This is a genomic window from Stenotrophomonas sp. TWI1183, assembly GCF_039673115.1.
Taxonomy (GTDB): domain Bacteria; phylum Pseudomonadota; class Gammaproteobacteria; order Xanthomonadales; family Xanthomonadaceae; genus Stenotrophomonas; species Stenotrophomonas maltophilia_AA.
On the sequence record NZ_JBDJKZ010000016.1, the window covers coordinates 23742 to 46233 of the forward strand.

Consider the following 22492-nt stretch of genomic DNA (forward strand, 5'->3'; position numbering starts at 1 on the left):
CACGCTACAATGTGCGCCTGAGTTTTCAGGGCTGTTAGCTCAGTTGGTAGAGCAGTTGACTCTTAATCAATAGGTCCAAGGTTCGAATCCTTGACAGCCCACCAAGACAGAAGCCATCGGGTCCGCCCGGTGGCTTTTTTCTTGTTCGAGACATCGTGTTGACCAGGCTGGTCGCTGTGGGTCTTCAGACGCCATTCGCCCTCCATTCAAACAAAACGCTTGCGTCGCGTGCAGGAAACCCTGCATAATTCGCCTCCCGATTTTCGGGCTGTTAGCTCAGTTGGTAGAGCAGTTGACTCTTAATCAATAGGTCCAAGGTTCGAATCCTTGACAGCCCACCAAGACAGAAGCCGCCTGGTCCGCCAGGCGGCTTTTTTCTTGCCCGGCGCTTCTGCTTTCGGCCCGGGCCTGCAACAATGCGCGCCTGAGTGGAAAAACTCGCGAAAGTGGCGGAATTGGTAGACGCCCTGGATTTAGGTTCCAGTGCCGCAAGGCGTGGGGGTTCGAGTCCCCCCTTTCGCACCAGTGCAGGGCGTTTTCGCCGGCACCATGACCATGGGCACGTCCCGGATCGGGGAGACGGCCACATGCTGGGCCCGTGGTGGCCCCGGACGTTCTCGGCCCGCGCTGGCGGCGCTGGCGTTTATCGGCGAAACTACAGGGCTGCGGCGGGCATGCGCGTCCACGACCCCGCGTCCAAAACCCGTTTCATCCATCACATCGTGCCGGGGCCCATGCCGCCGGTGGCAGGAGTCAACATGCAAGCTTCGATCGAATCCACTGGCAATCTGGAACGCCGCCTGACCTTCTCGCTGCCGGAAGACCGTCTGCAGACGCACATCAGCGGCCGTCTGGGCGAGATCGCCCGCACCACGCGCATCAAGGGCTTCCGCCCGGGCAAGGTGCCGGCCAAGGTGATCGAGCAGCGTTTCGGCCAGCAGGTCCGCAGCGAAGCCGTCGACGGCCTGCTGCGTGAAACCTTCGATGCCGCCCTGCGCGAGCACGAACTGCGCATCGCCGGTACCCCGCGCATCGACAAGGGCGAGGGCGAGTTGTCCTTCGTGGCCACCGTCGAGCTGGTGCCGGACTTCGGCGACGTGGACGTCAGCAAGCTGACCGTGGTCCGCCACACCGCCGAGATCAACGACGCCGACATCGACCAGATGATCACCAACCTGCGCGAGCAGCGCCGCAGCTGGAGCCCGGTCACCCGTGGCGCCCAGGACGGCGATCTGGTCGCCCTGGAAACCTGGTCGCAGGCCGGCGATGAGCGCCTGCCGGCCGAAGGCACCGAAAAGGGCAGCGTGATCGTGGGCCAGGGCATGATGTTCGAGCAGATCGAGCAGGGTCTGGTCGGTCTGGCCGCCGGTGAAGAAAAGACCCTGGACGTCGAGTTCCCGGCCGATTGGCGCGTTCCCGCGCTGGCGGGCAAGCAGGTCAAGGTCACCGTCAAGGCGGTGGACGTGTCCGCGCCGGTGCTGCCGGACGTCGATGCCGAGTTCATCAAGAGCTTCGGCGTGAAGGGCGGCGACGTGGAGCAGTTCCGCAAGGACATCCGCGCCAACCTGGAGCGTGAGCTCAAGGGTGCCCTGATGAACCGCCTGCGCCGCGAAGTCGGTGAGCAGCTGATCGCCGCCTACGCCTCGGTGGAAATGCCGCCGCGCCTGGTCGAGAACGAAGCCCGCGCCATGCTGGCCCAGCAGATCGAGCAGATCCGCCGCAGCGGCCGCAACCCGGGCGACGTCCCGGCCGACGCCCATGAAGGCTTCAAGGACGCCGCCGCCAAGCGCGTGCTGGTCGGCCTGCTGGTCGGTGAAGTGGCCCGCAAGAACGACCTGCGCCTGGACCCGAAGCGCCTGAATGAAACCATGCGCCTGATCGCCTCGACCTACGAAGAGCCGGAGCAGGTCATTGAGATGTACCGCAATGACCCCCAGCTGATGACTGGGCTGCAGAATCGCGTGATGGAAGAGCAGGTGATCGATTGGATCGCCGAGCGCGCCCAGCACACCGAAGAGAAGCTGTCGTTCCAGGACGCGATCCGCCAGTAAGCGGCCCGCGTTTTACGCCCCGCGCCCCGGCGCGGGGTCGTTCCCCCCAAAATAGGTGCCTCACTAATGGACAACCGAACCACAGCCCTGAACATGGTTCCGATGGTGGTCGAACAGACCAGCCGCGGCGAGCGCGCCTATGACATCTATTCGCGCCTGTTGAAAGAGCGTCTGATCTTCCTCGTGGGCCCGATCGACGATCACATGGCCAACGTGGTGGTGGCGCAGCTGCTGTTCCTGGAAGCGGACAACCCGGAAAAGGACATCAGCATCTACATCAACTCGCCCGGTGGCGTGGTCACCGCCGGCATGGCGATCTACGACACCATGCAGTACATCAAGCCGGACGTGAGCACCATCTGCGTCGGCCAGGCGGCCTCGATGGGCGCGCTGCTGCTGGCATCGGGCGCGGCCGGCAAGCGCTATGCGCTGCCGAATTCGCGCGTGATGATCCACCAGCCGCTGGGCGGCTACCAGGGCCAGGCCTCGGACATCGACATCCATGCCCGGGAAATCCTGACCCTGCGTTCGCGCCTGAACGAAGTGCTGGCCAAGCACACCGGCCAGTCGCTGGAGACCATCGCCCGGGATACCGAGCGCGACAACTTCAAGAGCGCGGCCGATGCGGTGGCCTACGGCCTGGTCGACCAGGTCCTGGAGCGTCGTCCGGAAGAGTCGATCCAGCCGGCGTAAGGTTGCACCAGGCCGGGAAACCGGCTTGTTTCCACCGGGTCGGGCAGGACTGGCGTCCTCCTGACCCTGTGCTATTCTCGAATCGAACCCCCGTTCAGTCGGGTGGGGTAACTGGGTAAGCGAAGCATGAGCGAAGACCGCCAAGGTCGTTCCACGGACACCGGCAAGATCCTCTACTGCTCCTTCTGCGGAAAGAGCCAGCATGAGGTGCGCAAGCTGATTGCGGGTCCGAGCGTATTCATCTGCGATGAATGCGTCGAGCTGTGCAACGACATCATCCGTGAGGAGCTGGAGGAGAAGGCGCAGTCGGCCCGCAGTTCGCTGCCCAAGCCGCGCGAGATCCTCGAGGTCCTGGACCAGTACGTGATCGGGCAGAACCGCGCCAAGCGGACCCTGGCCGTGGCCGTATACAACCACTACAAGCGCATCGAGAGCCGTCAGAAGAACGACGAAGTCGAACTGGCGAAGTCGAACATCCTGCTGGTCGGTCCGACCGGTTCGGGCAAGACGCTGCTGGCCGAGACCCTGGCCCGCCTGCTCAACGTGCCGTTCACCATGGCCGACGCCACCACGCTGACCGAAGCCGGTTACGTGGGCGAGGACGTGGAGAACATCATCCAGAAGCTGCTGCAGAAGTGCGACTACGACGTCGAGAAGGCACAGCAGGGCATCGTCTACATCGATGAAATCGACAAGATCTCGCGCAAGAGCGAGAACCCGTCGATCACCCGCGATGTGTCCGGCGAAGGCGTCCAGCAGGCCCTGCTGAAGCTGATCGAAGGCACCGTGGCCAGCGTGCCGCCGCAGGGCGGTCGCAAGCACCCGCAGCAGGAATTCCTGCAGGTGGACACCAAGAACATCCTGTTCATCTGTGGCGGCGCGTTTGCCGGCCTGGACAAGGTGATCCAGCAGCGCTCCAACGATTCGGGCGGCATCGGGTTCGGTGCCAAGGTGAAGAGTTCCGAGCGCAAGCAGGAAGTGGGCAAGATCCTGGCGGAAGTCGAGCCGGAAGATCTGATCAAGTTCGGCCTCATCCCGGAGTTCGTCGGCCGCCTGCCGGTCGTGGCGACCCTGGAAGAGCTGGACGAGGCCGCCCTGGTGCGGATCCTGACCGAGCCGAAGAACGCCATCACCAAGCAGTTCAAGAAGCTGTTCGAGATGGAGCACGTCGAGCTGGAGTTCCGTCCGGACGCCCTGGCCGCCATCGCCCGCAAGGCGCTCAAGCGCAAGACCGGTGCCCGTGGCCTGCGTACGATCGTCGAATCGGTCCTGCTGGACACCATGTATGACCTGCCCTCGGCAGAGAACGTCAGCAAGGTGGTAGTGGACGAATCGGTGATCGAACACAAGTCCGAACCGTACCTGATCTACCAGACGCCACCGGCGCCTGAACAGAAGGCGGCTGGTGCTGAATAATCAGTTCAAGTAATTGAATTGAAAGAATTTTTTCAGAACAGCTTGCATCTAGAAGCCGATGGCCCCATAACGAGGCCATCGGCTTTTTTTGTATCCGGGCGAGGCGCCCGGAGGCCATCCCCACTGTTCCACTGGAGCCCACATGGCCCGTTCCCCAACTGAGACTCTCGACCTGCCGGTACTGCCGCTGCGTGACGTGGTGGTGTTCCCGCACATGGTCATTCCGCTGTTCGTCGGCCGTGACAAGTCCATGCATGCGCTGGAGCAGGCGATGGAGGCGGACAAGCGCATCCTGCTGCTCGCGCAGAAGTCCGCCGAGACGGATGATCCGTCCGCCGCCGATCTGTACCAGGTCGGTACGCTCGCCCAGGTGCTGCAGCTGCTGAAGCTGCCCGATGGCACGATCAAGGTGCTGGTCGAAGGCCTGTCGCGCGTCAACGTCACCGAAGTGACCGAGCGCGATGGCTCGCTGCACGGCGTGGGCATGGAAATCGAATCGGACGAGTCGCGCGAGCCGCGCGAGATCGAGGCGATCGCCCGTTCGCTGATGTCGCTGTTCGAGCAGTACGTCAAAACCAACCGCAAGCTGCCGCCTGAGCTGCTGCAGACCCTGGCCGGCATCGACGAGCCCGCGCGCCTGGCCGACACCATCGCCGCGCACATCAGCGTGCGCCTGGCCGACAAGCAGCGGCTGCTGGAAACGCTGCAGATCGGCGACCGCCTGGAAATGCTGGTCGGCCTGGTCGATGGCGAGATCGACGTCCAGCAGATGGAAAAGCGCATCCGCGGCCGCGTGAAGTCGCAGATGGAAAAGAGCCAGCGCGAGTACTACCTCAACGAGCAGATGAAGGCCATCCAGAAAGAACTGGGTGACCTGGACGATGCGCCGGGCGAGATGGACGAGCTGGCCCGCAAGATCGCCGAGGCGGGCATGCCCAAGCCGGTGGAGACCAAGGCCAAGGCCGAGCTCAACAAGCTCAAGCAGATGTCGCCGATGTCCGCCGAAGCCGCGGTCGTGCGCAATTACCTGGATTGGCTGCTGGGCGTGCCGTGGAAGAAGCGCAGCAAGGTCCGCAAGGATCTCAAGGCCGCGCAGGACACGCTGGACGCCGATCATTTCGGCCTGGACAAGGTCAAGGACCGCATCCTGGAATACCTGGCGGTGCAGTCGCGCGTGAAGCAGATGAAGGGCCCGATCCTGTGCCTGGTCGGCCCGCCCGGCGTGGGCAAGACCTCGCTCGGCCAGTCCATCGCCAAGGCGACCAACCGCAAGTTCGTGCGCATGAGCCTGGGTGGCGTGCGCGACGAGGCCGAGATCCGCGGGCACCGTCGTACCTACGTCGGCTCGATGCCGGGCCGCATCGTGCAGAACCTCAACAAGGTCGGCAGCAAGAACCCGCTGTTCGTGCTCGATGAGATCGACAAGATGTCGATGGACTTCCGTGGCGATCCGTCCTCGGCGCTGCTGGAAGTGCTCGACCCCGAGCAGAACAACGCGTTCAACGATCACTACCTGGAAGTGGACCTGGACCTGTCCGAAGTGATGTTCGTGGCGACCTCCAACTCGCTCAACATCCCCGGCCCGCTGCTGGACCGCATGGAAGTGATCCGCATCCCCGGCTACACCGAGGATGAGAAGCTCAACATCGCCATGCGCTACCTGGTGCCCAAGCAGATCAAGGCCAACGGCCTGAAGCCGGAAGAGCTGGAGATCGAGGCAGACGCCATCCAGGACATCGTGCGCTATTACACGCGCGAGTCGGGCGTGCGCAACCTCGAGCGCGAAGTCGCCAAGATCTGCCGCAAGGTGGTCAAGGAGATCGCGCTCGCCGGTCCGGTTGCGCCGGCCAAGGCTGCGAAGCCGCCCAAGGCCGGCAAGAAGGCCAGCGCGAAGAAGAAGGCGCTGGTGGTGGTCAACGGCAAGAACCTGGACAAGTACCTGGGTGTGCGCCGTGTCGATTTCGGCCGTGCGGAAGAACAGAACGAAGTGGGCCTGGTCACCGGCCTGGCCTGGACCGAAGTCGGCGGCGACCTGCTGCAGATCGAATCCACGCTGGTGCCGGGCAAGGGCCAGCTGATCCTGACCGGCCAGCTCGGCAACGTGATGAAGGAGTCCGCCTCGGCGGCCCTGTCGGTGGTGCGTTCGCGTGCCGAGCGGCTGGGCATCGACAACGAGTTCCTGCAGAAGCACGACGTGCACGTCCACGTGCCCGATGGCGCCACCCCGAAGGACGGTCCCAGCGCGGGCATCGCGATGGTGACCTCGCTGGTCTCCACGCTGACCAAGGTGCCGATCCGGGCCGAAGTCGCGATGACCGGCGAGATCACCCTGCGGGGCCGCGTCACGGCCATCGGCGGCCTCAAGGAGAAGCTGCTGGCGGCGCTGCGTGGCGGGATCACCACGGTCATCATCCCCGAGGAGAACCGCAAGGATCTGGCCGATATCCCCGCCAATGTCACCCGTGATCTGAAGATCGTGCCGGTGAAGTGGATCGAGGAAGTGCTCGACCTGGCGCTGGAGACGCCGCTGACCGCGCCGAAGCCCAAGAAAGATGGGCAACGTGTCACGGTACGCGGCAAGTCCAAGACAGCTTCCACCACGCGCGTCAAGCATTGACGCGCGCTGTCCAACTGCCCGAAACCCGCGTCGTTATTGGCTTTTCAGCTTGCGCGGGTAGGGGGGCACTGGTATAAAAGCACCACTCGCGAGTCAGCGTAAATCTGAATTCGGCGAACAGAGAACTTCACTGGCATCCGGCGGCGTATCGTCGTCGGGTGTCTCAATGTTGAATCCGCGGAATCCCCGCCAAAGGAGCTGTAGAGAATGAACAAGACCGAATTGATCGACGCCGTTGCTGAAGCCGCCGACCTGACCAAGGCCGAGTCCAGCCGCGCCGTTGATGCCGTCATCGCTTCCGTCACCAAGGCCCTGAAGGGCGGTGATGCGGTGACGCTGGTGGGCTTCGGCACGTTCCAGGTCCGCGACCGCGCTGCCCGTACCGGCCGCAACCCGAAGACCGGCGACACCATCAAGATCGCTGCGTCGAAGAATCCGTCGTTCAAGGCTGGCAAAGCCCTGAAGGATGCCGTAAACTAAGCGGCTTGCTGGGGTGCTTAGCTCAGCGGTAGAGCGTCTCCTTTACACGGAGAGGGTCGGGGGTTCGAAACCCTCAGCACCCACCAGGCACTGCCAGTAAAAAGTTTTGAAATGTGGAGCGGTAGTTCAGCTGGTTAGAATGCTGGCCTGTCACGCCGGAGGTCGCGGGTTCAAGTCCCGTCCGCTCCGCCAGTTTCAATAGGGCCCCTGAGCGATCGGGGGCCTTGTTTTCTCCAGCGACGCAGGTCGCGGCGGAAACAAAAGCGGTTTAGTGCGGAGCGGTAGTTCAGCTGGTTAGAATGCTGGCCTGTCACGCCGGAGGTCGCGGGTTCAAGTCCCGTCCGCTCCGCCAGTTTTACAAAAACCTCGAAAAAAGCAGTATTTCGGGGTGGGCAATCTGAATATCTTCGGATAGAATGAGCGCCTGCAAAGTTTCAAGTGCGGAGCGGTAGTTCAGCTGGTTAGAATGCTGGCCTGTCACGCCGGAGGTCGCGGGTTCAAGTCCCGTCCGCTCCGCCAATCTTTGAAGAGCCCTTGGTGAAAGCCAAGGGCTTTTTTTTTGCCTCCGATCCAGCAGGTCGATCAACTTCGCACTGCCGGTCGTCCGCCAGCCGCCGATCCGCTGGCGTGGCACCGGGCGGATCGTGCGCCGGGGCGCGGCGCGCGGACTTTTGGAGCCTGCCGCGAAGCGGGTTACACTGCCGGGCTCGCCAATCAGGCCTTGATTTTTCCCATGCTGCAGAAACTTCGCGACAAGACCTCGGGCTGGATCGTTACCGTGATCCTGGGGCTGCTGATGATTCCGTTCCTGTTCGTGATCGACTCCAGCTACCTCGGTGGCGTCGGCTCGCAGAACGTGGCCAAAGTTGCCGCACCGCCGACCTGGTGGAAGTCCGCCCCGTCGTGGTGGCCGGTCTCGTTCCTGTGGCAGCACCATGAGATCAGCTCCAATGATTTCCGCGTGCGCTTCGAGCAGGCGCGCCAGCAGGCACGCCAGGAACAGGGCGAGGACTTCGATCCGCGCCAGTTCGAAAGCACGGAAAGCAAGCTGGCCGTGCTGGACCAGATGATCGACGAGCAGGTCGTGCGCCTGGCCGGCGAGCAGTCCGGCATCGTGATCGGCGATGGTGCCGTGCGCGAGTACATCGCCTCGATCCCGGCCTTCCTGGATGCGAACGGCACGTTCAACCAGGACAACTACCGCATCGCGCTGGCCAGCGGCAATCCGCCGCGCACGCCGACGCAGTTCGAAGCGCTGGTGCGCGAGAGCATCCAGCAGTCGATCATTCCGTCGGCCCTGCAGCGTTCCGGGTTCACCACCCAGAGCGAAGCCGAGCGCCTGATGAAGCTGCTGGGTGAAACCCGCGACGTCGAGCTGGCCGCGCTGCCGGAAATCCCGGCCGATACCGCCGAAGTGACCGACGCGCAGATCAAGCAGTGGTATGACGGCCACACCAAGGATTTCCGCCAGCCGGAAACCGTGTCGCTGGAATACGTCGAGATCAACGGCGCGAACCTGCCGGCTGCCGCCGCGGCCGACGAAGCCACGCTGCGCAAGCGCTATGCGGACGAGAAGGCGCGCTTTGCCACGCCGGAACAGCGTCTGGCCTCGCACATCCTGATCGCCGTCGACGGCAGCGATCCGGCCAAGCTCAAGGCAGCCGAAGAGAAGGCCACGCGCATCGCCGCCGAAGCCAAGGCACCGGGTGCCGATTTCGCTGCACTCGCCAAAGCCAACTCCGAAGATCCGGGTTCCAAGGACACCGGCGGTGACCTGGGCTGGGTCGAGCGCGGCGCGATGGTGAAGCCGTTCGAAGACGCGCTGTTCGCCATGAAGGCGGGCGAGATCACCGGTCCGGTCAAGACCGACTTCGGTTTCCACGTGCTCAAGCTGCGCGAGACCAAGGGCGGTGAAGGCCGTTCGTTCGAAGACGTGCGTGACCAGCTGGCGGCCGAGCAGGCCAAGGCCGATGCAGATCGCGTGTTCACCGAGCTGAGCGGTCGCCTGGTCGACCTGGTCTACAAGAACCCGACCTCGCTGGAAGGTCCGGCCAAGGACATGAGCCTGCCGGTGCAGACCCTCGGCCCGTTCACCCGCACCACCGCCAGTGGCATCGCCGCCAACCCGGCCGTGCTGCGCGCGGCGTTCTCCGACGTCCTGACCCAGGACGGCACGGTGAGCGACCCGATCGAGCTGGGCCCGAACCACTCCGTGATGATCCGCGTGACCGAACACAGCCCGGAGCAGGCGCTGCCGCTGGCCAAGGCCCGTGAGCAGGTCATCGCTGCGATCCATGCCGACCGCACCCGCCAGGCGTCCGAGAAGGCCGTGGACGCCGTGCTGGCCAAGCTGAAGGCCGGTCAGACCCTGCAGGCGCTGGCCGCCAGCGAGAAGCTGCAGATCAGCCCGCTGCCGGGCCTGCCGCGCACCCAGCCGGTGCCGACCCCGGAGATCAACCGCGCCGTGTTCAGCGCGCCGCTGCCGGCCGAAGGCAAGCCCAGCTACGGCAAGGTCGCCGTGCAGGGCCGCTACGTGATCTATGCGGTCACCAAGGTCAGCCCGGGCAACGTCGCCGAAGTGGACGCCGCCCAGCAGCAGCAGCTCAAGGAACAGCTGAGCCAGATCGACGGCATGGCCGCCGCCAAGGCCTACGTCGACGCGATGCGCAAGCACTTCAAGGTGCAGACCGAAGAAGCCAACCTCTAACGGGGTCGGCTTCTGCAGGACAACAAACAGCCCGGCACTGCCGGGCTTTTTGTTGTGCGTGCCTCGTCCGCCATCCGGGCCCCGCCGGAACCGGCGGACAACGCCCGGAAACGACAATGCCCGGCAGAACCGGGCATTGTCGTCACCTGCAATGCGGACCGCGGGGTCAGTCTTCGACGCGCAGCACCGCACCCGGCTTCAGCACGCTGCTGCCGCTGAGCCCATTGAGCGACAGCAGGGCCTTCAGCGGCATCCCGTAGCGGCGGGCGATCGCCCAGGCCGACTCGCCATCCCGCACGGTGTGGCGGCGGCTGCGCGGGCGATCCGCGCTCGCCACGGCGCGGGTGGCCACCGGACCGGGCGCGGTACGCGCGGCCGTGGTGTCCGTCGGCGCGCTCGGCGCCACCGCGATGGCGGCCACGCTGGCGCTGGCATCCACCGGCGCGTGCGCGATAGGGGCCAGAACCGTCACCTGGCCGGCCGGACGGCCCTTGCCACTGGCCAGGGCCGGATTGAGGCGGGCGATCCGTGCCGGATCCAGGTCGCGCTGCTGGGCCCACTGCTGGACGCTGGTGCCGGCCGGCAGGGTATGACCCTTCAGCACCGGCACGGTGCGGTCCAGCGAGGCCATCACCGCCGGCTCGGTTTCCGCGTCTTCCAGCACGCAGGCCAGCGCATGCAGCTTCTCGACGTAGGCATAGGTCACCGGCGAGAGCCCCGGCAGTTCGGCCGGACGCGCGTTCTGCGCATTCATGCCGGCCTTGCGCAGCGACTGCAGCACCCGGTACTCGCCGGCGTTGTAGGCCATCGTGGCCAAGCGCCAGTCGCCGCCGAACATGCCGTGCAGGGTCTTCAGGTAGCGCACCGCGGCCTGGGTCGAATCCACCGCCGACAACCGGCCGTCATAGCCCGGGGTCATCTGCACGCGGTGGTTCTTGGCGGTGGTGGCGATGAACTGCCACAGACCGGCCGGGCCGCCGCCATTGCGGGCGTTGGGCCGGTAGCCGCTTTCCACGAAGGGAATCAGCGCGAATTCGGTCGGCAGGTCGGATTTGCGCAGCTCTTCGACCACGTAGCCGAACAGCACCAGGGCGTCATCGTCCTGGTTGGCCAACCGCGAGGGGGCATGCGCGAACTGCTTCTGCCAACGCGGGCTGGTCGCCTCGGCGTCGCAGGTGGGTTCGGCCAGGCCAGCGCGGAAGCTGGCGAAGATGTCCTGCCCGTTGCGCACCGAGGCCGGCGGCAGGGCCGCAGCGGTCAGGGGAAGGGAGGACAGGCCGGCCACGTTCTGCGACATGCCGGCGGTCAACGACTGGGCGCCCGCGCTGCCGGCCACGGCGATCGCCAGGCCAAGCGCGAGCGGCAACAATCGCCGACTCATGTTCGAAATCCGTCTTTCCAGTGTCGCAGGCCTGCGACAACATCGACTTCATCGGTAACGGGACGCCCGAGATGGGCGCTGACGGCCGCCTGGATGGCGGGGGTGTTCGTACGCAGGAACGGGTTGCATTCCAGCTCGCTTGCCAGTGAAACCGGCAGCGTGGGCAGGTCATCGCGGCGCATGGCCAAGGCCTCCTCATGGCGCTGCGACAGCGCAGCGTTGGTGGGGTCTACATGCCGCGCGAAGACGGCATTGGACAGGGTGTACTCGTGGGCGCAACAGACCATCAGTTGCGCTGGCAGGGACGCCAGCTTCCGCAGGGATGCCAGAAGCTGGGGAGGCGTACCTTCGAACATGCGCCCACAGCCCAGGCTGAACAACGCATCGCCACTGAAAAGGTGTTCAGCGGTGTGAAACGCGATATGGCTCCGGGTGTGCCCGGGCACGGATACTACGTGGAACCCCAGCCCCAATGCCTGAACGCATTCACCTTCAGCCACCCGGTGGGCAGGGATCGCGATGCGCGGTTCCACCGGTGCGTACACCTCCACCGCGGGAAAACGGGCCTGCAGCTCGGCCACGCCGCCGATGTGGTCGTCGTGGTGGTGGGTCAACAGAATGCTGTGGGGAACCCATCCCTGCTGCGCTGCGGCGGCCAGAACGGGGTCGGCCTGGCCGGGGTCGATGACGATGGCGCGGCCGTTGTCGGCGACCAGCGCCCAGATGTAATTGTCCGCAAACGCGGGTAGGGCGGTCAGTCGCATAGAATTGGACCATGCCCCTCGTGCCGAGCCCCCGTCAAGCGACAGTCGCATCCTGGTTTGATACTGAACCGGCACAAGCCTTGTGCCGTCTGGAATCCGAGCGGTTGCGCAGCCTGCTTGCCGAGCGCCCGGTGAACCCCTGGCTGTGGGTGGCACCGACGCCCGGCTGGCTGGAGCGTGTCGACCTGCCCGGCCGCGGCCTGCGCCTGTTCCGGGACGGGGCGGCCTACGCCGGAGATGTGCACTGCGGCCTGCCGCTGCCGCTGCCGGACGAGAGCGTCAATGCGATCGTCCTGCAGCACGTCACCGCGCGCGATGCCGAGCAGCTGATCGCCGACTGCGCCCGCGTGCTGATGCCGGGCGGCCGCCTGTGGCTGTCCACCCTCAACCCGTTCAGCCCGTACCGCCGCCAGTGGCGCCATCACGGGCTGGTCGTGCGCAGCCCGCAGCGGCTGCGCCACACCCTCACGCAGGCCGGCCTGAGCTGCGAGGACCTGCAGTACCTCGGCCCGATGTGGCGCGACCGCTCGCCGGCCCGGCGCGACCTCGCCCCGTTGCGGGCCGCCTGTCTGTTCACCGCTGAAAAACGCACTCTGGCCCTGCCGGGACCGACGCCCGTGGCCGTGCCACGCTGGCACGGGACCGTGGCCACCTGATCTGGAATGGAATGAAGACGATAGAAATCCACACCGACGGTTCCTGCCTCGGCAATCCCGGCCCCGGCGGCTGGGCGGCGTTGCTGCGCTACAACGCGCACGAACGCGAGCTGAGCGGTGGTGAAGCGCATACCACCAACAACCGCATGGAACTGATGGCGGCCATCTCGGGGCTGGAAGCGCTCACCGAGCCGTGCAACATCGTGCTGTTCACCGATTCGCAGTACGTGCGCCAGGGCCTGACCGAGTGGATGCCCGGTTGGATCCGCAAGAACTGGAAGACCGCCGGCGGCTCGCCGGTCAAGAACCGGGAGCTGTGGGAGCGCCTGCACGCGGCCACGCTGAAGCACACCATCGACTGGCGCTGGGTGAAGGGCCACTCCGGCGACCCGGACAACGAGCGCGTGGACCAGCTGGCGCGCGACGCCGCGATCCGGATCCGCGCCGCCGGCCCGGTACACTGAGCCCATGCGTCAGATCATCCTTGATACCGAAACCACCGGCCTGGAATGGCGGAAGGGCAATCGCATCGTCGAAATCGGCTGTGTGGAACTGCTCGAGCGCCGCCCCAGTGGCAACAATTACCACCAGTACCTCAAGCCGGACTGCGAGTTCGAACAGGGCGCGCAGGAAGTCACCGGCCTGACCCTGGAGTTCCTGGCCGACAAGCCGGACTTCGCCCAGGTCGTCGATGACTTCCTCGCCTACATCGACGGCGCCGAGCTGATCATCCACAACGCGGCGTTCGATCTGGGCTTCCTGGACAACGAGCTGTCGCTGCTCGGCGACCACTACGGCAAGATCACCGACCGCTGCACGGTGATCGATACGTTGAAGATGGCGCGCGAGCGCTTCCCCGGCCAGCGCAACTCGCTGGACGCGCTGTGCCGGCGCCTGGGCGTGGACAACGCGCACCGCCAGCTGCACGGCGGCCTGCTCGATGCCCAGATCCTGGGCGATGTGTACATCGCGCTGACCTCGGGCCAGGAAGAAATCGGCTTCGGCTCGGCCGACGACCACAAGCCCGGCAGCGCCCACGCGCAGACCTTCGACACCTCGCGTCTGCTGCCACGCCCGCGCGTGGTCGCCACGGCCTCGGAGCTGGAAGCGCACGAAGCGCGTCTGGCCAAGCTGCGCAAAAAGGCCGGCCGCGCGATCTGGGATGGTGAACCCGAAGCGGTAGAAGCGGTCAGCGCCTGACGCAACAACCCCGGCGGTAGGTCCCGACCGTTGGTCGGGACGGTTGTATCAGTGGCACCGCACCAGAATCACCGTGATGTTGTCCGAGCCGCCGCCATCCAGCGCGGCGGCGACCAGGGTATCCACGCATTCCTGTGCACTGGCATCGTCGAAGGCGAGGGTGCGGGCGATGCCCTTGTCCTCGACCTCTTCGGTCAGCCCGTCGCTGCACAGCAGCAGCTGCATGCCCGGGCGCAGCTCACCGGTGGTGGTCGCCACATTCAGGTGCGCCGGATCGGTCACGCCGAGCGCCTGGGTCACCACATTGCGGTGCGGATGCGCGCGGGCCTGCTCGGCGGTCAGATTGCCCTGTGCGACCAGTTCCTGGACCACGCTGTGATCCTGGCTGAGCTGGGCCAGCGTGCCGTCGCGCCACAGATACGCGCGGCTGTCACCGACCCACGCCACCTCGTACCGATTGCCCTGTACCCGGGCCGCCACCACGGTGGTCCCCATCGGCAGGCTGTCGTTGCGGCGGCGCGAGGTGCGGATGATCTCCTCATCGGCGATCCGGATCGCATGCGCCAGCGTCGCGCCGCGGCGGATCTCGCGCACGATGGTCTCGCGCGCCAGCGCACTGGCCACCTCACCACAGGCGTGCCCGCCCATGCCATCGGCGACCAGCCACAGCGCCAGTTCGCCATCGCCGTAATACGTATCCTCATTGAGGTCACGGCGCAGGCCGGGGTGGGTCAGGTGTCCGAATTCGATCATGGGAAGGCGCGGGCCGGTGAGGATTGCGAGGGATAACGGCATGATCGCGGCCCGCCGGACATCCGGCAAGGCATCCATACAGAAGAAATTCACTTCTTTGCCCGCAATGACTTGTCGCCAGCGCCTCCTGCCCGTATCATTCGCGTCCCGGTTCGCCGGGACCATCTGGAGAGGTGGCAGAGCGGTTGAATGTACCTGACTCGAAATCAGGCAGGCGTTTATAGCGCCTCGGGGGTTCGAATCCCCCCCTCTCCGCCAGATAAAAAGAAAAGGGCTGCCCATCGGGCAGCCCTTTTCTTTTTATCTGCCTGATGGGCGGATGAGAACCCCCGACGGGGGTTCGACGGATCTGCAGGAGCAGATCCGGACAGACGAACGTCTGGCCCTGGAGCGCGCAGCGCGGAAGGGCTGGGCCCATGGATGGGCCCAGCAATCCCGGCAATGAAGCGGCCACCCCGCAGGCCACACGACGCCATCACGGTAGAGCCACGCCCAGCGTGGCTGCCTTCCGCCGACCACTGCGCAGCCACGCATGGCGTGGCTCTGCCGGAGGGCAACACCCCCGCCCCACACCCGTCCAACATGCGCTCCGCTAAACTGCCCACCTCACGTAACGGATCCCCACCATGACCGCTGAAATCCTCGTCCCCGTGTCCTTCGGTGAACTGCTCGACAAGATCTCGATCCTGCAGATCAAGTCCGAGCGCATCAGCGACGAGGCCAAGCTGGCCAACATCCGCACCGAGCTGAGCGCGCTGGAAAAGACCTGGATGGCGCACCCGGCCGGGGTCAAGGACATCGCGCGCCTGCGTGCCGAGCTCAAGGCCGTCAACGAGCGCCTGTGGGACATCGAAGACAACATCCGCCTGCAGGACAAGGCGCAGGCCTTCGACGACCACTTCGTCGAACTGGCCCGCAGCGTCTACCAGCAGAACGATGAGCGCGCCCGCATCAAGAAGGACATCAACCTGGCGCTGGGCTCGCTCTACGTGGAAGAGAAGTCGTACAAGGATTACGCGCCGCGCGGCGTGTAATCGGCGACATACCGCTCGAAGGCGGCAATGCCGTCCTCGACCGTGATCAGCTGCATCACGTCGTCGAACTCGACCTTCGCGCCCCACTTCAGTTCGCTGGCCGGCTTGCCCAGGAATCGGCGCGCGGCATCGTCGTAGCGGTCCACGCAGTAGCGGCGGTCGGAGTAGGGGCCGCTGCGGTGCGGGTTGCTGGCCGCATGCAGGCCGAGCACCTTGGTGCCCATCGCGTTGGCGATATGCATCGGGCCCGAATCGGGCGTCATCACCAGCGCGGCGCGCGCCAACAGGGCGGGCAATTGCTTGAGCGTGTCCTTGCCGACCAGATCCAGCGCCGGCGTGGTGAGCTGTGCCTGGATGGCATCGGCCATGCCGCGTTCGAGGTCGCTGCGCCCGCCGCACAGCACTACGCGCCAGCCGCGTGAGGTGGCGTGGTTGGCCACGGCCGCATAGCGGTCGGCATACCAGTTGCGGCGTACGTGGCTGGAGCAGGGCGAGATCATCAGCACCGGGCGGCCGTCGTCGGCCCACTGGGCGTTGGCCCACTCGAACGCCGCCGGCGGCACGGCCAGATCCCAGCTGACCTCGGTCTGTTTCAGGCCCAGCGGCTCGCAGAAGCTGCCGATCGCGTCGAGCACGTGGATGCCCGGGCGGTCGGGAATGCGCTCATTGATGAAAAGCCCGTGAAGGTCCTTGGAGCGCGATCTGTCGTAGCCGATGCGGCGTTTGGCGGGTACGAAGGCCGAGAGCACGTTGGCGCGGAAGGCGACCTGCATCTGCAGCAGCGCATCGAAACGCCCGGCGGGAAGGCTGTCGCGCAGGGCCCGCATGCCCGGCAGGCCGGTCTTCTTGTCGTAGCTGTGGAAGGTCACGCCAGGCAGCCCGTCGAGCAGCTTGTGGCCGGCCTTGTCGATGATCCAGTGCAGCGACACCCCGGGATCGGCCTGCTGCAGCGTGCGCACCAGCGGCACCACATGGGTCACGTCCCCCAGCGCGGACAAACGCAAAAGACACAAGGAAGAGGACGTTGGTGCCATGGTGTTGTTAGACTCGAAGGAATGGTCGCATTCGACGCCACTGAAGCGCTGACGCCCTGCCGCGATGGACGCGGTATCGGTGCCATTCTGTTCGACCGCGAAGCCCTGCGGCAAGCCGAGATGAGCCTGTTCTCGCCGGCGCACTGGGGCGAGCGGGCGCGGCCGGTCGGTGATGGCGGCCGGGGCGGCGCCTGGTTCGTCGATGCGCCCTTCGGCCACGCCGTGCTGCGCCAGTACCTGCGCGGCGGCCTGGCGGCCAAGCTGAGCCGGGACCACTACATCTGGCGCGGCGCCAACCGCACCCGCAGTTTTGCCGAATTCCGGCTGATGCGTGCCCTGCACGCGCAGAAGCTGCCGGTGCCCCGACCGATCGCCGCGTTCTACATGCGCGAAGGTCTGCGCTACAAAGCGGCGATCCTGATGGAGCGGCTGGAGGGCGTGCGCTCGCTGGCCGACCGCGCGCTGGTCGCCGGGCGCGGGGCCCCCTGGGAAGAGACCGGCCGGCTGATCGCGCGCTTTCATCGCGTGGGGCTGGATCATGCCGATCTCAACGCCCACAACATTCTGTTCGATGCCAACGGCCACGGCTGGTTGATCGATTTCGATCGTGGCGTGCTGCGCATCCCCGCCACCCGCTGGCGCGAGCGCAATCTCAAGCGGCTGCTGCGTTCGCTGATCAAACTGCGTGGTGAGCGCAGCCATGACGACGTCGAGAAGGACTACGCACGGCTGCGCCGCGCCTACGATCTGGCCTGGAACCGGGGTTACTGATGGACTGGGCATTGCGTTTCATGGGGGTCGGCAATGCGTCGGCCGTGCAGCTGGGTTCACCGATGGCGGTGATCGAGCGCGATGGCCGCCCGTGGCTCACCATCGACTGCGGCGGGGAAGGGCTGACCGCCTTCCAGGCGCACTACGGCCATGTGCCGCAGGCCGTGTTCGTCACCCATGTGCACCTGGACCATGTCGCCGGTTTCGAGCGCCTGTTCGTGGATGCGTACTTCTCGCCGCAGCGCCGTGGGCGCATCCGCGTCTACGTGCCGGCGAGCGTGGTGCCGTTGCTGCACAAGCGCGTGGCCGATTACCCGAACGTGCTGGCCGAGGGCGGTGCGAATTTCTGGGATGCCTTCCAGCTGATCGTCGTCGGCGACGCGTTCTGGCATGACGGCGTGCGCCTGGAGGTGTTCCCGGTGCGCCATCACTGGCCGGAAACCGCCTATGGCCTGCGCCTGAAGGGGGCGGTCACCTGGAGCGGGGATACCCGTCCGATTCCGGAAATGCTGGCGCGCTACGCCGACGACAACGAGCTGATCGCGCACGACTGCGGCCTGCACGGCAACCCGTCGCACACCGGCGTGGATGACCTGGAGCGTGAGTACACGGCCGAGCTGCAGGCGCGGATGATGCTCTATCACTACGCCAGCGAGGCCGACGGCGAGGCATTGCGCCAGCGTGGCCACCGCGTGGCGCTGCCCGGTGAACGTGTGGCGCTGGCGACTCCAACCGCCATGCACGTGCTGGCGCAGGATCCTCCCTGAGCATGGATGACGCGCTGGCCGCCCATCTGCAGGCGCTCGAACGCGCGTTGCATGCGCCAGCGGTTCGCGGTGATGTCGGGCAGCTGGCGGCGCTGTTGGATGACGACTTCCGCGAGATCGGCAGCTCGGGCACCTGTTTCGACCGTGCTGCCGCGCTGGCCGAGATTCCGCGTGAGCGCGCGCAGGTGGAGATTGTGTCCAGCGATTACGCCGTCGTCCTGCTGGCCCCGACCTTGGCACAGGTGCGCTACCGCAGCTGGTATGTGATCGAGGGCGAGCGCCAGCGCGAGGTGCTGCGCAGTTCGCTGTGGCGGCTGCGTGGCGAGGCGTGGCGGATGGTGTTCCACCAGGGCACGCCCGCGGCGCCTTGACCGGCAGCATCGCGAAGGAGAACAGGGGGGGCCAAAAAGGTGGCGGCCCCGCCGGCTGACCTCGGCGCCCGCGTCGATCGATACCGTTGCTGCCTTCCGGCCCTGGCGGGATTTTCGACCTAGCGTCGCGAGGGGCCGACGGGGCCACCATAGAGACGTTCCGGCTGCCGGGCGATCAAGGATCAGCCAACCGCAGGCGGAAGCTGCAGCGCAGGAACTGGTCCGGCAGTGCAGTCGCGTATTCTAGCGCATGCGCGGCACGCAGTGCCAGACTGCCCAGCCTGAATCCCGTGTAGCCCGTTGCCGCAGGCAGCGGCCACTGCGCGGGCGGGTTGCTAAAATACGCGGCACAGGAGGAACGGCCTCCCCCATTTCGGGACCCACTGACCAGGACGGCCTGGCCCCCATCAAGGAGGGCCGCATGGCCTGGATCTATCTGTTGGCAGCTGGTGTACTGGAAATCGTCTGGGCGTTCTCGATGAAGCAGTCCGAGGGGTTCAGCAAGCTCACCCCCTCGATCATCACCCTCGTTACCATGATCGCCAGCTTCTGGCTGCTGTCGCTGGCGATGCGCACGTTGCCGCTCGGCACTGCGTACACGATCTGGACCGGCATCGGCGCGGTCGGCGCGTTCGTGATCGGCATTACCTTCCTCGGCGAGCAGGTCAGCGCGATGCGGATTGCCGCGGCGGTGTTGATCGTGAGCGGGCTGGTGTTGATGAAGCTGTCGAGCAGTTGAGGCGTTGAAGCGCAGGCTGCGGCTTCAAGGGTAGAGCCACGCCATGCGTGGCTGGCGCACGGCTGACCCGATCGAATCGCTGGCGCCGCTCAGTGCGGCGCCAGTTCGAGCACCATCTCCACCGCATCCAGCCCGGGGCCATGCCCATCGGGAGTAATGTGGGTGACGACGAAGCCGAGGCCGGCGTAGAAGTCCTGCGTGTGCTGGCTGGTGCTGAGCGTTACCCGCTGGGCGCCGAGCGTTTCTGCGTGGGCCAAGCGTGCGTGGGAGAGCTGCGTGCCGAGGCCTTGGCGATGCCGGGTGCGGTCGACCATGCCCCAGCAGAAGGCGGCGGTGTGTTCGTTGTCGAGGGCGAGGCCACCGCAGGCGACGAGCTGGCCGTTGTGGTCGATCACGAGGTAATCGTGGGTGCGCTCCGGGTGGAGCAGGTAGGTGGCGAAGTCCTGGCGTTCGTGTGGGGCGAAGTAACGCGGCACGTTGGAGTCGAACAGTGCGAGGCAGGCGGGGGCGTCTGTTGGGGTGTAGGGGCGGAGGGTGGGCATGGGGACGACTTTGGCATGCTCCGCGTTGGGGTGGTCGGCTTCGGATGCAGGCTGGCCACTTCATTGGGATTGCTGGGTGCATCCATGCACCCAGCCCTTCCGCGCTGACGCGCTCCAGGGCCAGCCGTTCGGCTGTCCGGATTCGCTCCCGGCGAATCCGTCGAACCCCCGGTCGGGGGTTCTCATCCCCCTCTCCATGGTTTCGCGCGCTGCTACCGGAGCCGGATGAATGACGAACGTGAGAAACGCAAAAGGCCGCCCCGAAGGGCGGCCTTTTACGTTTGTCTGGCGGAGAGAGGGGGATTCGAACCCCCGAAGCGCGGTTTAGACGCTTACACACTTTCCAGGCGTGCTCCTTCAACCGCTCGGACACCTCTCCGGACCTGCTGCGATAACCCGCTGCAGGGGCGCAGATTCTAGCGGGGGAATTGGAATCGCACAAGCGGTTCGTCACAGAGGGCAGGGGGGCTGGACAGGCGTGGCACAATGGTCGTCCCGATGAAGACGGTGGCCTGATGTCCTATCTCGTCCTTGCCCGCAAGTGGCGTCCGAAGCGTTTTGCCGAGCTGGTGGGCCAGGAACACGTGGTCCGTGCGCTCAGCAATGCGCTGGACAGCGGCCGGGTGCACCATGCGTTCCTGTTTACCGGCACCCGCGGGGTCGGCAAGACCACCATTGCCCGTATTTTCGCCAAGTCGCTGAACTGCGAGCAGGGCACCAGCGCCGATCCGTGCGGTCAGTGTCCGGCCTGCCTGGATATCGACTCCGGCCGCTACATCGATCTGCTCGAGATCGATGCCGCGTCCAATACCGGTGTGGACGATGTCCGCGAGGTGATCGAGAACGCCCAGTACATGCCCTCCCGCGGCAAGTACAAGGTCTACCTGATCGACGAAGTGCACATGCTGTCCAAGGCGGCGTTCAATGCGCTGCTGAAGACGCTGGAAGAGCCGCCGGAGCATGTGAAGTTCCTGCTGGCCACCACCGACCCGCAGAAGCTGCCGGTGACGGTGCTTTCGCGCTGCCTGCAGTTCAACCTGAAGCGGTTGGACGAGGACCAGATCCAGGGCCAGATGACGAAGATCCTGGCCGCCGAGGAGATCGAGTCCGACCCGACCGCGATCGTGCAGCTGGCCAAGGCGGCCGATGGCAGCCTGCGTGACGGCCTGTCGCTGCTGGACCAGGCGATTGCCTATGCCGGCGGCGCGCTGCGCGAGGATGTGGTGCGCGCGATGCTGGGCACGGTCGACCGCACCCAGGTCGCGGCGATGCTGGATGCGCTGGCCGATGGTGATGGCCCGCGCCTGCTGCAGACCGTGGCCCTGCTGGCCGAGTTCTCGCCGGACTGGAGCGGGGTGCTCGACGCCCTGGCCGAAGCCCTGCACCGGATCCAGGTGCAGCAGCTGGTGCCGGGCGCCGCGACGGCGGGCGAGGGGATCGATGCCGAGGCCTTCGCCCAGCGCCTGCGCCCGGAAGTGGTCCAGCTCTGGTATCAGATGGCCCTGGGCGGTCGCCGTGACCTGCACCTGGCCCCGAGCCCGCGTGCCGGGTTCGAGATGGCCGTGCTGCGCATGCTGGCGTTCCGTCCGGCCGCCGCCGTACCGCCGGTGCCCCGCGATCCGGGCACCGGCACCGAAGTGAACAGTGGTGGCCAGGCCAGCGGCCAGGGCACCGGCATGGCCGCTGCGTCAGCGAGCGCCGCTCCGGCCGCAGCGTCGACCAGGGCCAGTGCCCCCGTCGCTCAGGCGGCCGCGGTGGCCCCCGTCGTTGCCGCGGCGCCCGAGGCGCCCATGGCGCCGGCACCCAGGAAGCCTGCCCCGGCGCCGGCAGCCGCCGAACCGGTGAAACCGGCCAAGCCTGCCGTCTCGGCCCCCTCGGCCGACGACGACCTGCCGCCGTGGCACCGTGAAAGCGACGCGGCTGATCGCGACGAAGCGCTGGCCGCGGAAATGGCCACCCCGGATGCGGCCATGGTCGCCCCGTGGGAAGCGCCGCCCGAGCGGACCGTGGCACCTGCTGCTCCCGCGCCTGTACGGGAAGCCCCCGCCCCGGTGGCCCGCCCGGAGGGCATCGCCATCGCACCCTCGGCGCCGGAGACCGCGCCCTCGGAGGCACAGGGCGACCTGACCGCCGATGCGTGGCTGGAACTGGTGGCCGGCAGCCAGCTCAATGGACCGTCCAAGCAGCTGGCCGCGCACTCGGCGTTCATCAGCTACCAGTACGGCGTCTTGAAACTGGCGATTTCGCCCGGATTTGAGTACTTGAGTTCGGACCGCTCGCAGGCGGCGCTGATCGCGGCGTTGACCGGCCCCTTGGGGCAGGCCCCGCGCCTGGTGATCGATACCGGCGCGGCCGGTGCCGAGACCCTGCATCAGCGCGCTGACCGCCAGCGTGGCGAACGCCAAACGGCGGCGGAAGCCGCTTTCATGGCCGATCCGTCGGTGCAGTTGCTGGTCCAGCAACACGGTGCCCGGGTCGTCGCCGATTCCATTCGTCCTTTTGAAGAGTAAAGACCC

The 22492-nt window shown here is 66.2% G+C and carries 20 protein-coding genes, 9 tRNA genes and 1 other RNA gene; 23 read left to right on the forward strand and 7 right to left on the reverse strand.

Annotated elements, in window-relative coordinates; all coding sequences use genetic code 11:
* The first annotated feature begins 28 nt into the window (after nucleotides 1-28).
* The 13 genes from ABE434_RS14155 to ABE434_RS14215 all read left to right on the forward strand — a co-directional run bounded on the left by ABE434_RS14155 (nucleotide 29) and on the right by ABE434_RS14215 (nucleotide 9964).
* Nucleotides 29-104, forward strand: a tRNA-Lys gene (locus ABE434_RS14155).
* Between the two features lie 161 nt (nucleotides 105-265).
* Nucleotides 266-341 (forward strand) — tRNA-Lys (locus tag ABE434_RS14160).
* A 99-nt stretch (nucleotides 342-440) separates the two neighbouring features.
* A tRNA-Leu gene (locus ABE434_RS14165) sits at nucleotides 441-525 on the forward strand.
* Nucleotides 526-758: 233 nt separating this feature from the next.
* Nucleotides 759-2051: a trigger factor gene (tig, locus tag ABE434_RS14170; protein WP_346479278.1), complete on the forward strand. Its 1293-nt coding sequence runs from the start codon at nucleotides 759-761 to the stop codon at nucleotides 2049-2051.
* 66 nt (nucleotides 2052-2117) lie between these two features.
* The gene (clpP, locus tag ABE434_RS14175; RefSeq protein ID WP_176990734.1) at nucleotides 2118-2744 is read left to right on the forward strand and encodes an ATP-dependent Clp endopeptidase proteolytic subunit ClpP; all 627 of its coding nucleotides are present in this window, start codon (nucleotides 2118-2120) and stop codon (nucleotides 2742-2744) included.
* A gap of 126 nt (nucleotides 2745-2870) precedes the next feature.
* Nucleotides 2871-4160 carry an ATP-dependent Clp protease ATP-binding subunit ClpX gene (gene clpX, locus ABE434_RS14180; RefSeq protein ID WP_019185803.1) on the forward strand — a complete coding sequence of 430 codons (1290 nt, stop codon included), beginning with the start codon at nucleotides 2871-2873 and terminating at the stop codon, nucleotides 4158-4160.
* Nucleotides 4161-4302: 142 nt separating this feature from the next.
* Nucleotides 4303-6777 (forward strand): endopeptidase La, encoded by a 2475-nt coding sequence (lon, locus tag ABE434_RS14185; protein WP_346479279.1) that lies wholly within the window; start codon nucleotides 4303-4305, stop codon nucleotides 6775-6777.
* Nucleotides 6778-6984: 207 nt separating this feature from the next.
* Nucleotides 6985-7257, forward strand: coding sequence for an HU family DNA-binding protein (locus tag ABE434_RS14190; protein WP_019185801.1), 273 nt, complete (start codon nucleotides 6985-6987; stop codon nucleotides 7255-7257).
* An 11-nt stretch (nucleotides 7258-7268) separates the two neighbouring features.
* A tRNA-Val gene (locus ABE434_RS14195) sits at nucleotides 7269-7343 on the forward strand.
* 29 nt (nucleotides 7344-7372) lie between these two features.
* Nucleotides 7373-7449: transfer RNA gene (locus ABE434_RS14200), tRNA-Asp, on the forward strand.
* A gap of 83 nt (nucleotides 7450-7532) precedes the next feature.
* Nucleotides 7533-7609: transfer RNA gene (locus tag ABE434_RS14205), tRNA-Asp, on the forward strand.
* Between the two features lie 90 nt (nucleotides 7610-7699).
* A tRNA-Asp gene (locus ABE434_RS14210) sits at nucleotides 7700-7776 on the forward strand.
* Between the two features lie 214 nt (nucleotides 7777-7990).
* A complete protein-coding gene (locus tag ABE434_RS14215) occupies nucleotides 7991-9964 on the forward strand; it encodes a peptidyl-prolyl cis-trans isomerase (RefSeq protein WP_346479280.1) in 1974 nt (657 codons plus the stop codon).
* 166 nt (nucleotides 9965-10130) lie between these two features.
* Here the strand turns inward: ABE434_RS14215 and ABE434_RS14220 are convergent, their stop codons facing one another.
* Both ABE434_RS14220 and gloB read right to left on the reverse strand, forming a co-directional pair.
* Nucleotides 10131-11345, reverse strand: coding sequence for a transglycosylase SLT domain-containing protein (locus ABE434_RS14220; RefSeq protein WP_346479281.1), 1215 nt, complete (start codon nucleotides 11343-11345; stop codon nucleotides 10131-10133).
* Nucleotides 11342-12109, reverse strand: a complete 768-nt coding sequence (gene gloB / locus ABE434_RS14225; RefSeq protein WP_346479282.1) for a hydroxyacylglutathione hydrolase — start codon at nucleotides 12107-12109, stop codon at nucleotides 11342-11344. Before gloB ends, ABE434_RS14220 begins: the two co-directional genes overlap by 4 nt.
* Before the next feature lie 11 nt (nucleotides 12110-12120).
* Between gloB and ABE434_RS14230 the strand changes: the two genes are divergently transcribed.
* Genes ABE434_RS14230 through dnaQ form a run of 3 tightly spaced genes read left to right on the forward strand, consistent with a single transcriptional unit; the run spans nucleotide 12121 to nucleotide 13965 of the window.
* Nucleotides 12121-12765, forward strand: a complete 645-nt coding sequence (locus ABE434_RS14230) for a methyltransferase domain-containing protein (RefSeq protein WP_346479283.1) — start codon at nucleotides 12121-12123, stop codon at nucleotides 12763-12765.
* An 11-nt stretch (nucleotides 12766-12776) separates the two neighbouring features.
* Nucleotides 12777-13229, forward strand: a complete 453-nt coding sequence (gene rnhA / locus ABE434_RS14235; RefSeq protein WP_121042991.1) for a ribonuclease HI — start codon at nucleotides 12777-12779, stop codon at nucleotides 13227-13229.
* 4 nt (nucleotides 13230-13233) lie between these two features.
* Nucleotides 13234-13965, forward strand: a complete 732-nt coding sequence (gene dnaQ, locus ABE434_RS14240) for a DNA polymerase III subunit epsilon (RefSeq protein WP_176990740.1) — start codon at nucleotides 13234-13236, stop codon at nucleotides 13963-13965.
* A gap of 48 nt (nucleotides 13966-14013) precedes the next feature.
* Here dnaQ and ABE434_RS14245 read toward each other — a convergent pair whose 3' ends face one another.
* Nucleotides 14014-14718 (reverse strand): protein phosphatase 2C domain-containing protein, encoded by a 705-nt coding sequence (locus ABE434_RS14245; RefSeq protein ID WP_176990741.1) that lies wholly within the window; start codon nucleotides 14716-14718, stop codon nucleotides 14014-14016.
* A 167-nt stretch (nucleotides 14719-14885) separates the two neighbouring features.
* Here ABE434_RS14245 and ABE434_RS14250 point away from each other — a divergent pair.
* Together ABE434_RS14250 and ABE434_RS14255 are read left to right on the forward strand one after the other, a co-directional pair.
* Nucleotides 14886-14976: transfer RNA gene (locus ABE434_RS14250), tRNA-Ser, on the forward strand.
* A gap of 368 nt (nucleotides 14977-15344) precedes the next feature.
* Entirely contained in the window at nucleotides 15345-15752 is a 408-nt protein-coding gene (locus ABE434_RS14255; protein WP_179460893.1) for a DUF6165 family protein, read from the forward strand.
* Here the strand turns inward: ABE434_RS14255 and ABE434_RS14260 are convergent.
* Nucleotides 15731-16786, reverse strand: coding sequence for a glycosyltransferase family 9 protein (locus ABE434_RS14260; RefSeq protein ID WP_346479284.1), 1056 nt, complete (start codon nucleotides 16784-16786; stop codon nucleotides 15731-15733). The two genes, ABE434_RS14255 and ABE434_RS14260, sit on opposite strands and share 22 nt — an antisense overlap.
* 21 nt (nucleotides 16787-16807) lie before the next feature.
* Between ABE434_RS14260 and ABE434_RS14265 the strand changes: the two genes are divergently transcribed.
* Genes ABE434_RS14265 through ABE434_RS14275 form a run of 3 tightly spaced genes read left to right on the forward strand, consistent with a single transcriptional unit; the run spans nucleotide 16808 to nucleotide 18695 of the window.
* On the forward strand, nucleotides 16808-17557 hold the full coding sequence (locus ABE434_RS14265; protein WP_176990962.1) for a 3-deoxy-D-manno-octulosonic acid kinase: 750 nt from the start codon (nucleotides 16808-16810) through the stop codon (nucleotides 17555-17557).
* Nucleotides 17557-18324: an MBL fold metallo-hydrolase gene (locus ABE434_RS14270; protein ID WP_346479285.1), complete on the forward strand. Its 768-nt coding sequence runs from the start codon at nucleotides 17557-17559 to the stop codon at nucleotides 18322-18324. Before ABE434_RS14265 ends, ABE434_RS14270 begins: the two co-directional genes overlap by 1 nt.
* Before the next feature lie 2 nt (nucleotides 18325-18326).
* Nucleotides 18327-18695: a nuclear transport factor 2 family protein gene (locus ABE434_RS14275; protein WP_346479286.1), complete on the forward strand. Its 369-nt coding sequence runs from the start codon at nucleotides 18327-18329 to the stop codon at nucleotides 18693-18695.
* Between the two features lie 45 nt (nucleotides 18696-18740).
* Here the strand turns inward: ABE434_RS14275 and ffs are convergent.
* An RNA gene (gene ffs, locus ABE434_RS14280) (signal recognition particle sRNA small type) lies at nucleotides 18741-18837 on the reverse strand.
* Between the two features lie 279 nt (nucleotides 18838-19116).
* On the opposite strand from ffs, the gene ABE434_RS14285 reads away from it, so the two are divergent.
* Nucleotides 19117-19434: a multidrug efflux SMR transporter gene (locus ABE434_RS14285; RefSeq protein WP_123728503.1), complete on the forward strand. Its 318-nt coding sequence runs from the start codon at nucleotides 19117-19119 to the stop codon at nucleotides 19432-19434.
* Between the two features lie 89 nt (nucleotides 19435-19523).
* Here the strand turns inward: ABE434_RS14285 and ABE434_RS14290 are convergent, their stop codons facing one another.
* Both ABE434_RS14290 and ABE434_RS14295 read right to left on the reverse strand, forming a co-directional pair.
* The gene (locus ABE434_RS14290; RefSeq protein WP_346479287.1) at nucleotides 19524-19976 is read right to left on the reverse strand and encodes a GNAT family N-acetyltransferase; all 453 of its coding nucleotides are present in this window, start codon (nucleotides 19974-19976) and stop codon (nucleotides 19524-19526) included.
* Between the two features lie 286 nt (nucleotides 19977-20262).
* Nucleotides 20263-20355: transfer RNA gene (locus ABE434_RS14295), tRNA-Ser, on the reverse strand.
* Nucleotides 20356-20491: 136 nt separating this feature from the next.
* Here ABE434_RS14295 and dnaX point away from each other — a divergent pair.
* On the forward strand, nucleotides 20492-22486 hold the full coding sequence (dnaX, locus tag ABE434_RS14300; RefSeq protein ID WP_346479288.1) for a DNA polymerase III subunit gamma/tau: 1995 nt from the start codon (nucleotides 20492-20494) through the stop codon (nucleotides 22484-22486).
* The last annotated feature ends 6 nt before the right edge of the window (nucleotides 22487-22492 follow it).

What these genes read in the sequence shown, in the direction of transcription:
- tig (WP_346479278.1), top strand. Translation starts at nt 759, where the DNA reads ATGCAAGCTTCGATCGAATCCACTGGCAATCTGGAACGCCGCCTGACC.
- clpP (WP_176990734.1), top strand. Translation starts at nt 2,118, where the DNA reads ATGGACAACCGAACCACAGCCCTGAACATGGTTCCGATGGTGGTCGAA.
- clpX (WP_019185803.1), top strand. Translation starts at nt 2,871, where the DNA reads ATGAGCGAAGACCGCCAAGGTCGTTCCACGGACACCGGCAAGATCCTC.
- lon (WP_346479279.1), top strand. Translation starts at nt 4,303, where the DNA reads ATGGCCCGTTCCCCAACTGAGACTCTCGACCTGCCGGTACTGCCGCTG.
- ABE434_RS14190 (WP_019185801.1), top strand. Translation starts at nt 6,985, where the DNA reads ATGAACAAGACCGAATTGATCGACGCCGTTGCTGAAGCCGCCGACCTG.
- ABE434_RS14215 (WP_346479280.1), top strand. Translation starts at nt 7,991, where the DNA reads ATGCTGCAGAAACTTCGCGACAAGACCTCGGGCTGGATCGTTACCGTG.
- ABE434_RS14220 (WP_346479281.1), bottom strand. Translation starts at nt 11,345, where the DNA reads ATGAGTCGGCGATTGTTGCCGCTCGCGCTTGGCCTGGCGATCGCCGTG.
- gloB (WP_346479282.1), bottom strand. Translation starts at nt 12,109, where the DNA reads ATGCGACTGACCGCCCTACCCGCGTTTGCGGACAATTACATCTGGGCG.
- ABE434_RS14230 (WP_346479283.1), top strand. Translation starts at nt 12,121, where the DNA reads ATGCCCCTCGTGCCGAGCCCCCGTCAAGCGACAGTCGCATCCTGGTTT.
- rnhA (WP_121042991.1), top strand. Translation starts at nt 12,777, where the DNA reads ATGAAGACGATAGAAATCCACACCGACGGTTCCTGCCTCGGCAATCCC.
- dnaQ (WP_176990740.1), top strand. Translation starts at nt 13,234, where the DNA reads ATGCGTCAGATCATCCTTGATACCGAAACCACCGGCCTGGAATGGCGG.
- ABE434_RS14245 (WP_176990741.1), bottom strand. Translation starts at nt 14,718, where the DNA reads ATGATCGAATTCGGACACCTGACCCACCCCGGCCTGCGCCGTGACCTC.
- ABE434_RS14255 (WP_179460893.1), top strand. Translation starts at nt 15,345, where the DNA reads ATGACCGCTGAAATCCTCGTCCCCGTGTCCTTCGGTGAACTGCTCGAC.
- ABE434_RS14260 (WP_346479284.1), bottom strand. Translation starts at nt 16,786, where the DNA reads ATGGCACCAACGTCCTCTTCCTTGTGTCTTTTGCGTTTGTCCGCGCTG.
- ABE434_RS14265 (WP_176990962.1), top strand. Translation starts at nt 16,808, where the DNA reads ATGGTCGCATTCGACGCCACTGAAGCGCTGACGCCCTGCCGCGATGGA.
- ABE434_RS14270 (WP_346479285.1), top strand. Translation starts at nt 17,557, where the DNA reads ATGGACTGGGCATTGCGTTTCATGGGGGTCGGCAATGCGTCGGCCGTG.
- ABE434_RS14275 (WP_346479286.1), top strand. Translation starts at nt 18,327, where the DNA reads ATGGATGACGCGCTGGCCGCCCATCTGCAGGCGCTCGAACGCGCGTTG.
- ABE434_RS14285 (WP_123728503.1), top strand. Translation starts at nt 19,117, where the DNA reads ATGGCCTGGATCTATCTGTTGGCAGCTGGTGTACTGGAAATCGTCTGG.
- ABE434_RS14290 (WP_346479287.1), bottom strand. Translation starts at nt 19,976, where the DNA reads ATGCCCACCCTCCGCCCCTACACCCCAACAGACGCCCCCGCCTGCCTC.
- dnaX (WP_346479288.1), top strand. Translation starts at nt 20,492, where the DNA reads ATGTCCTATCTCGTCCTTGCCCGCAAGTGGCGTCCGAAGCGTTTTGCC.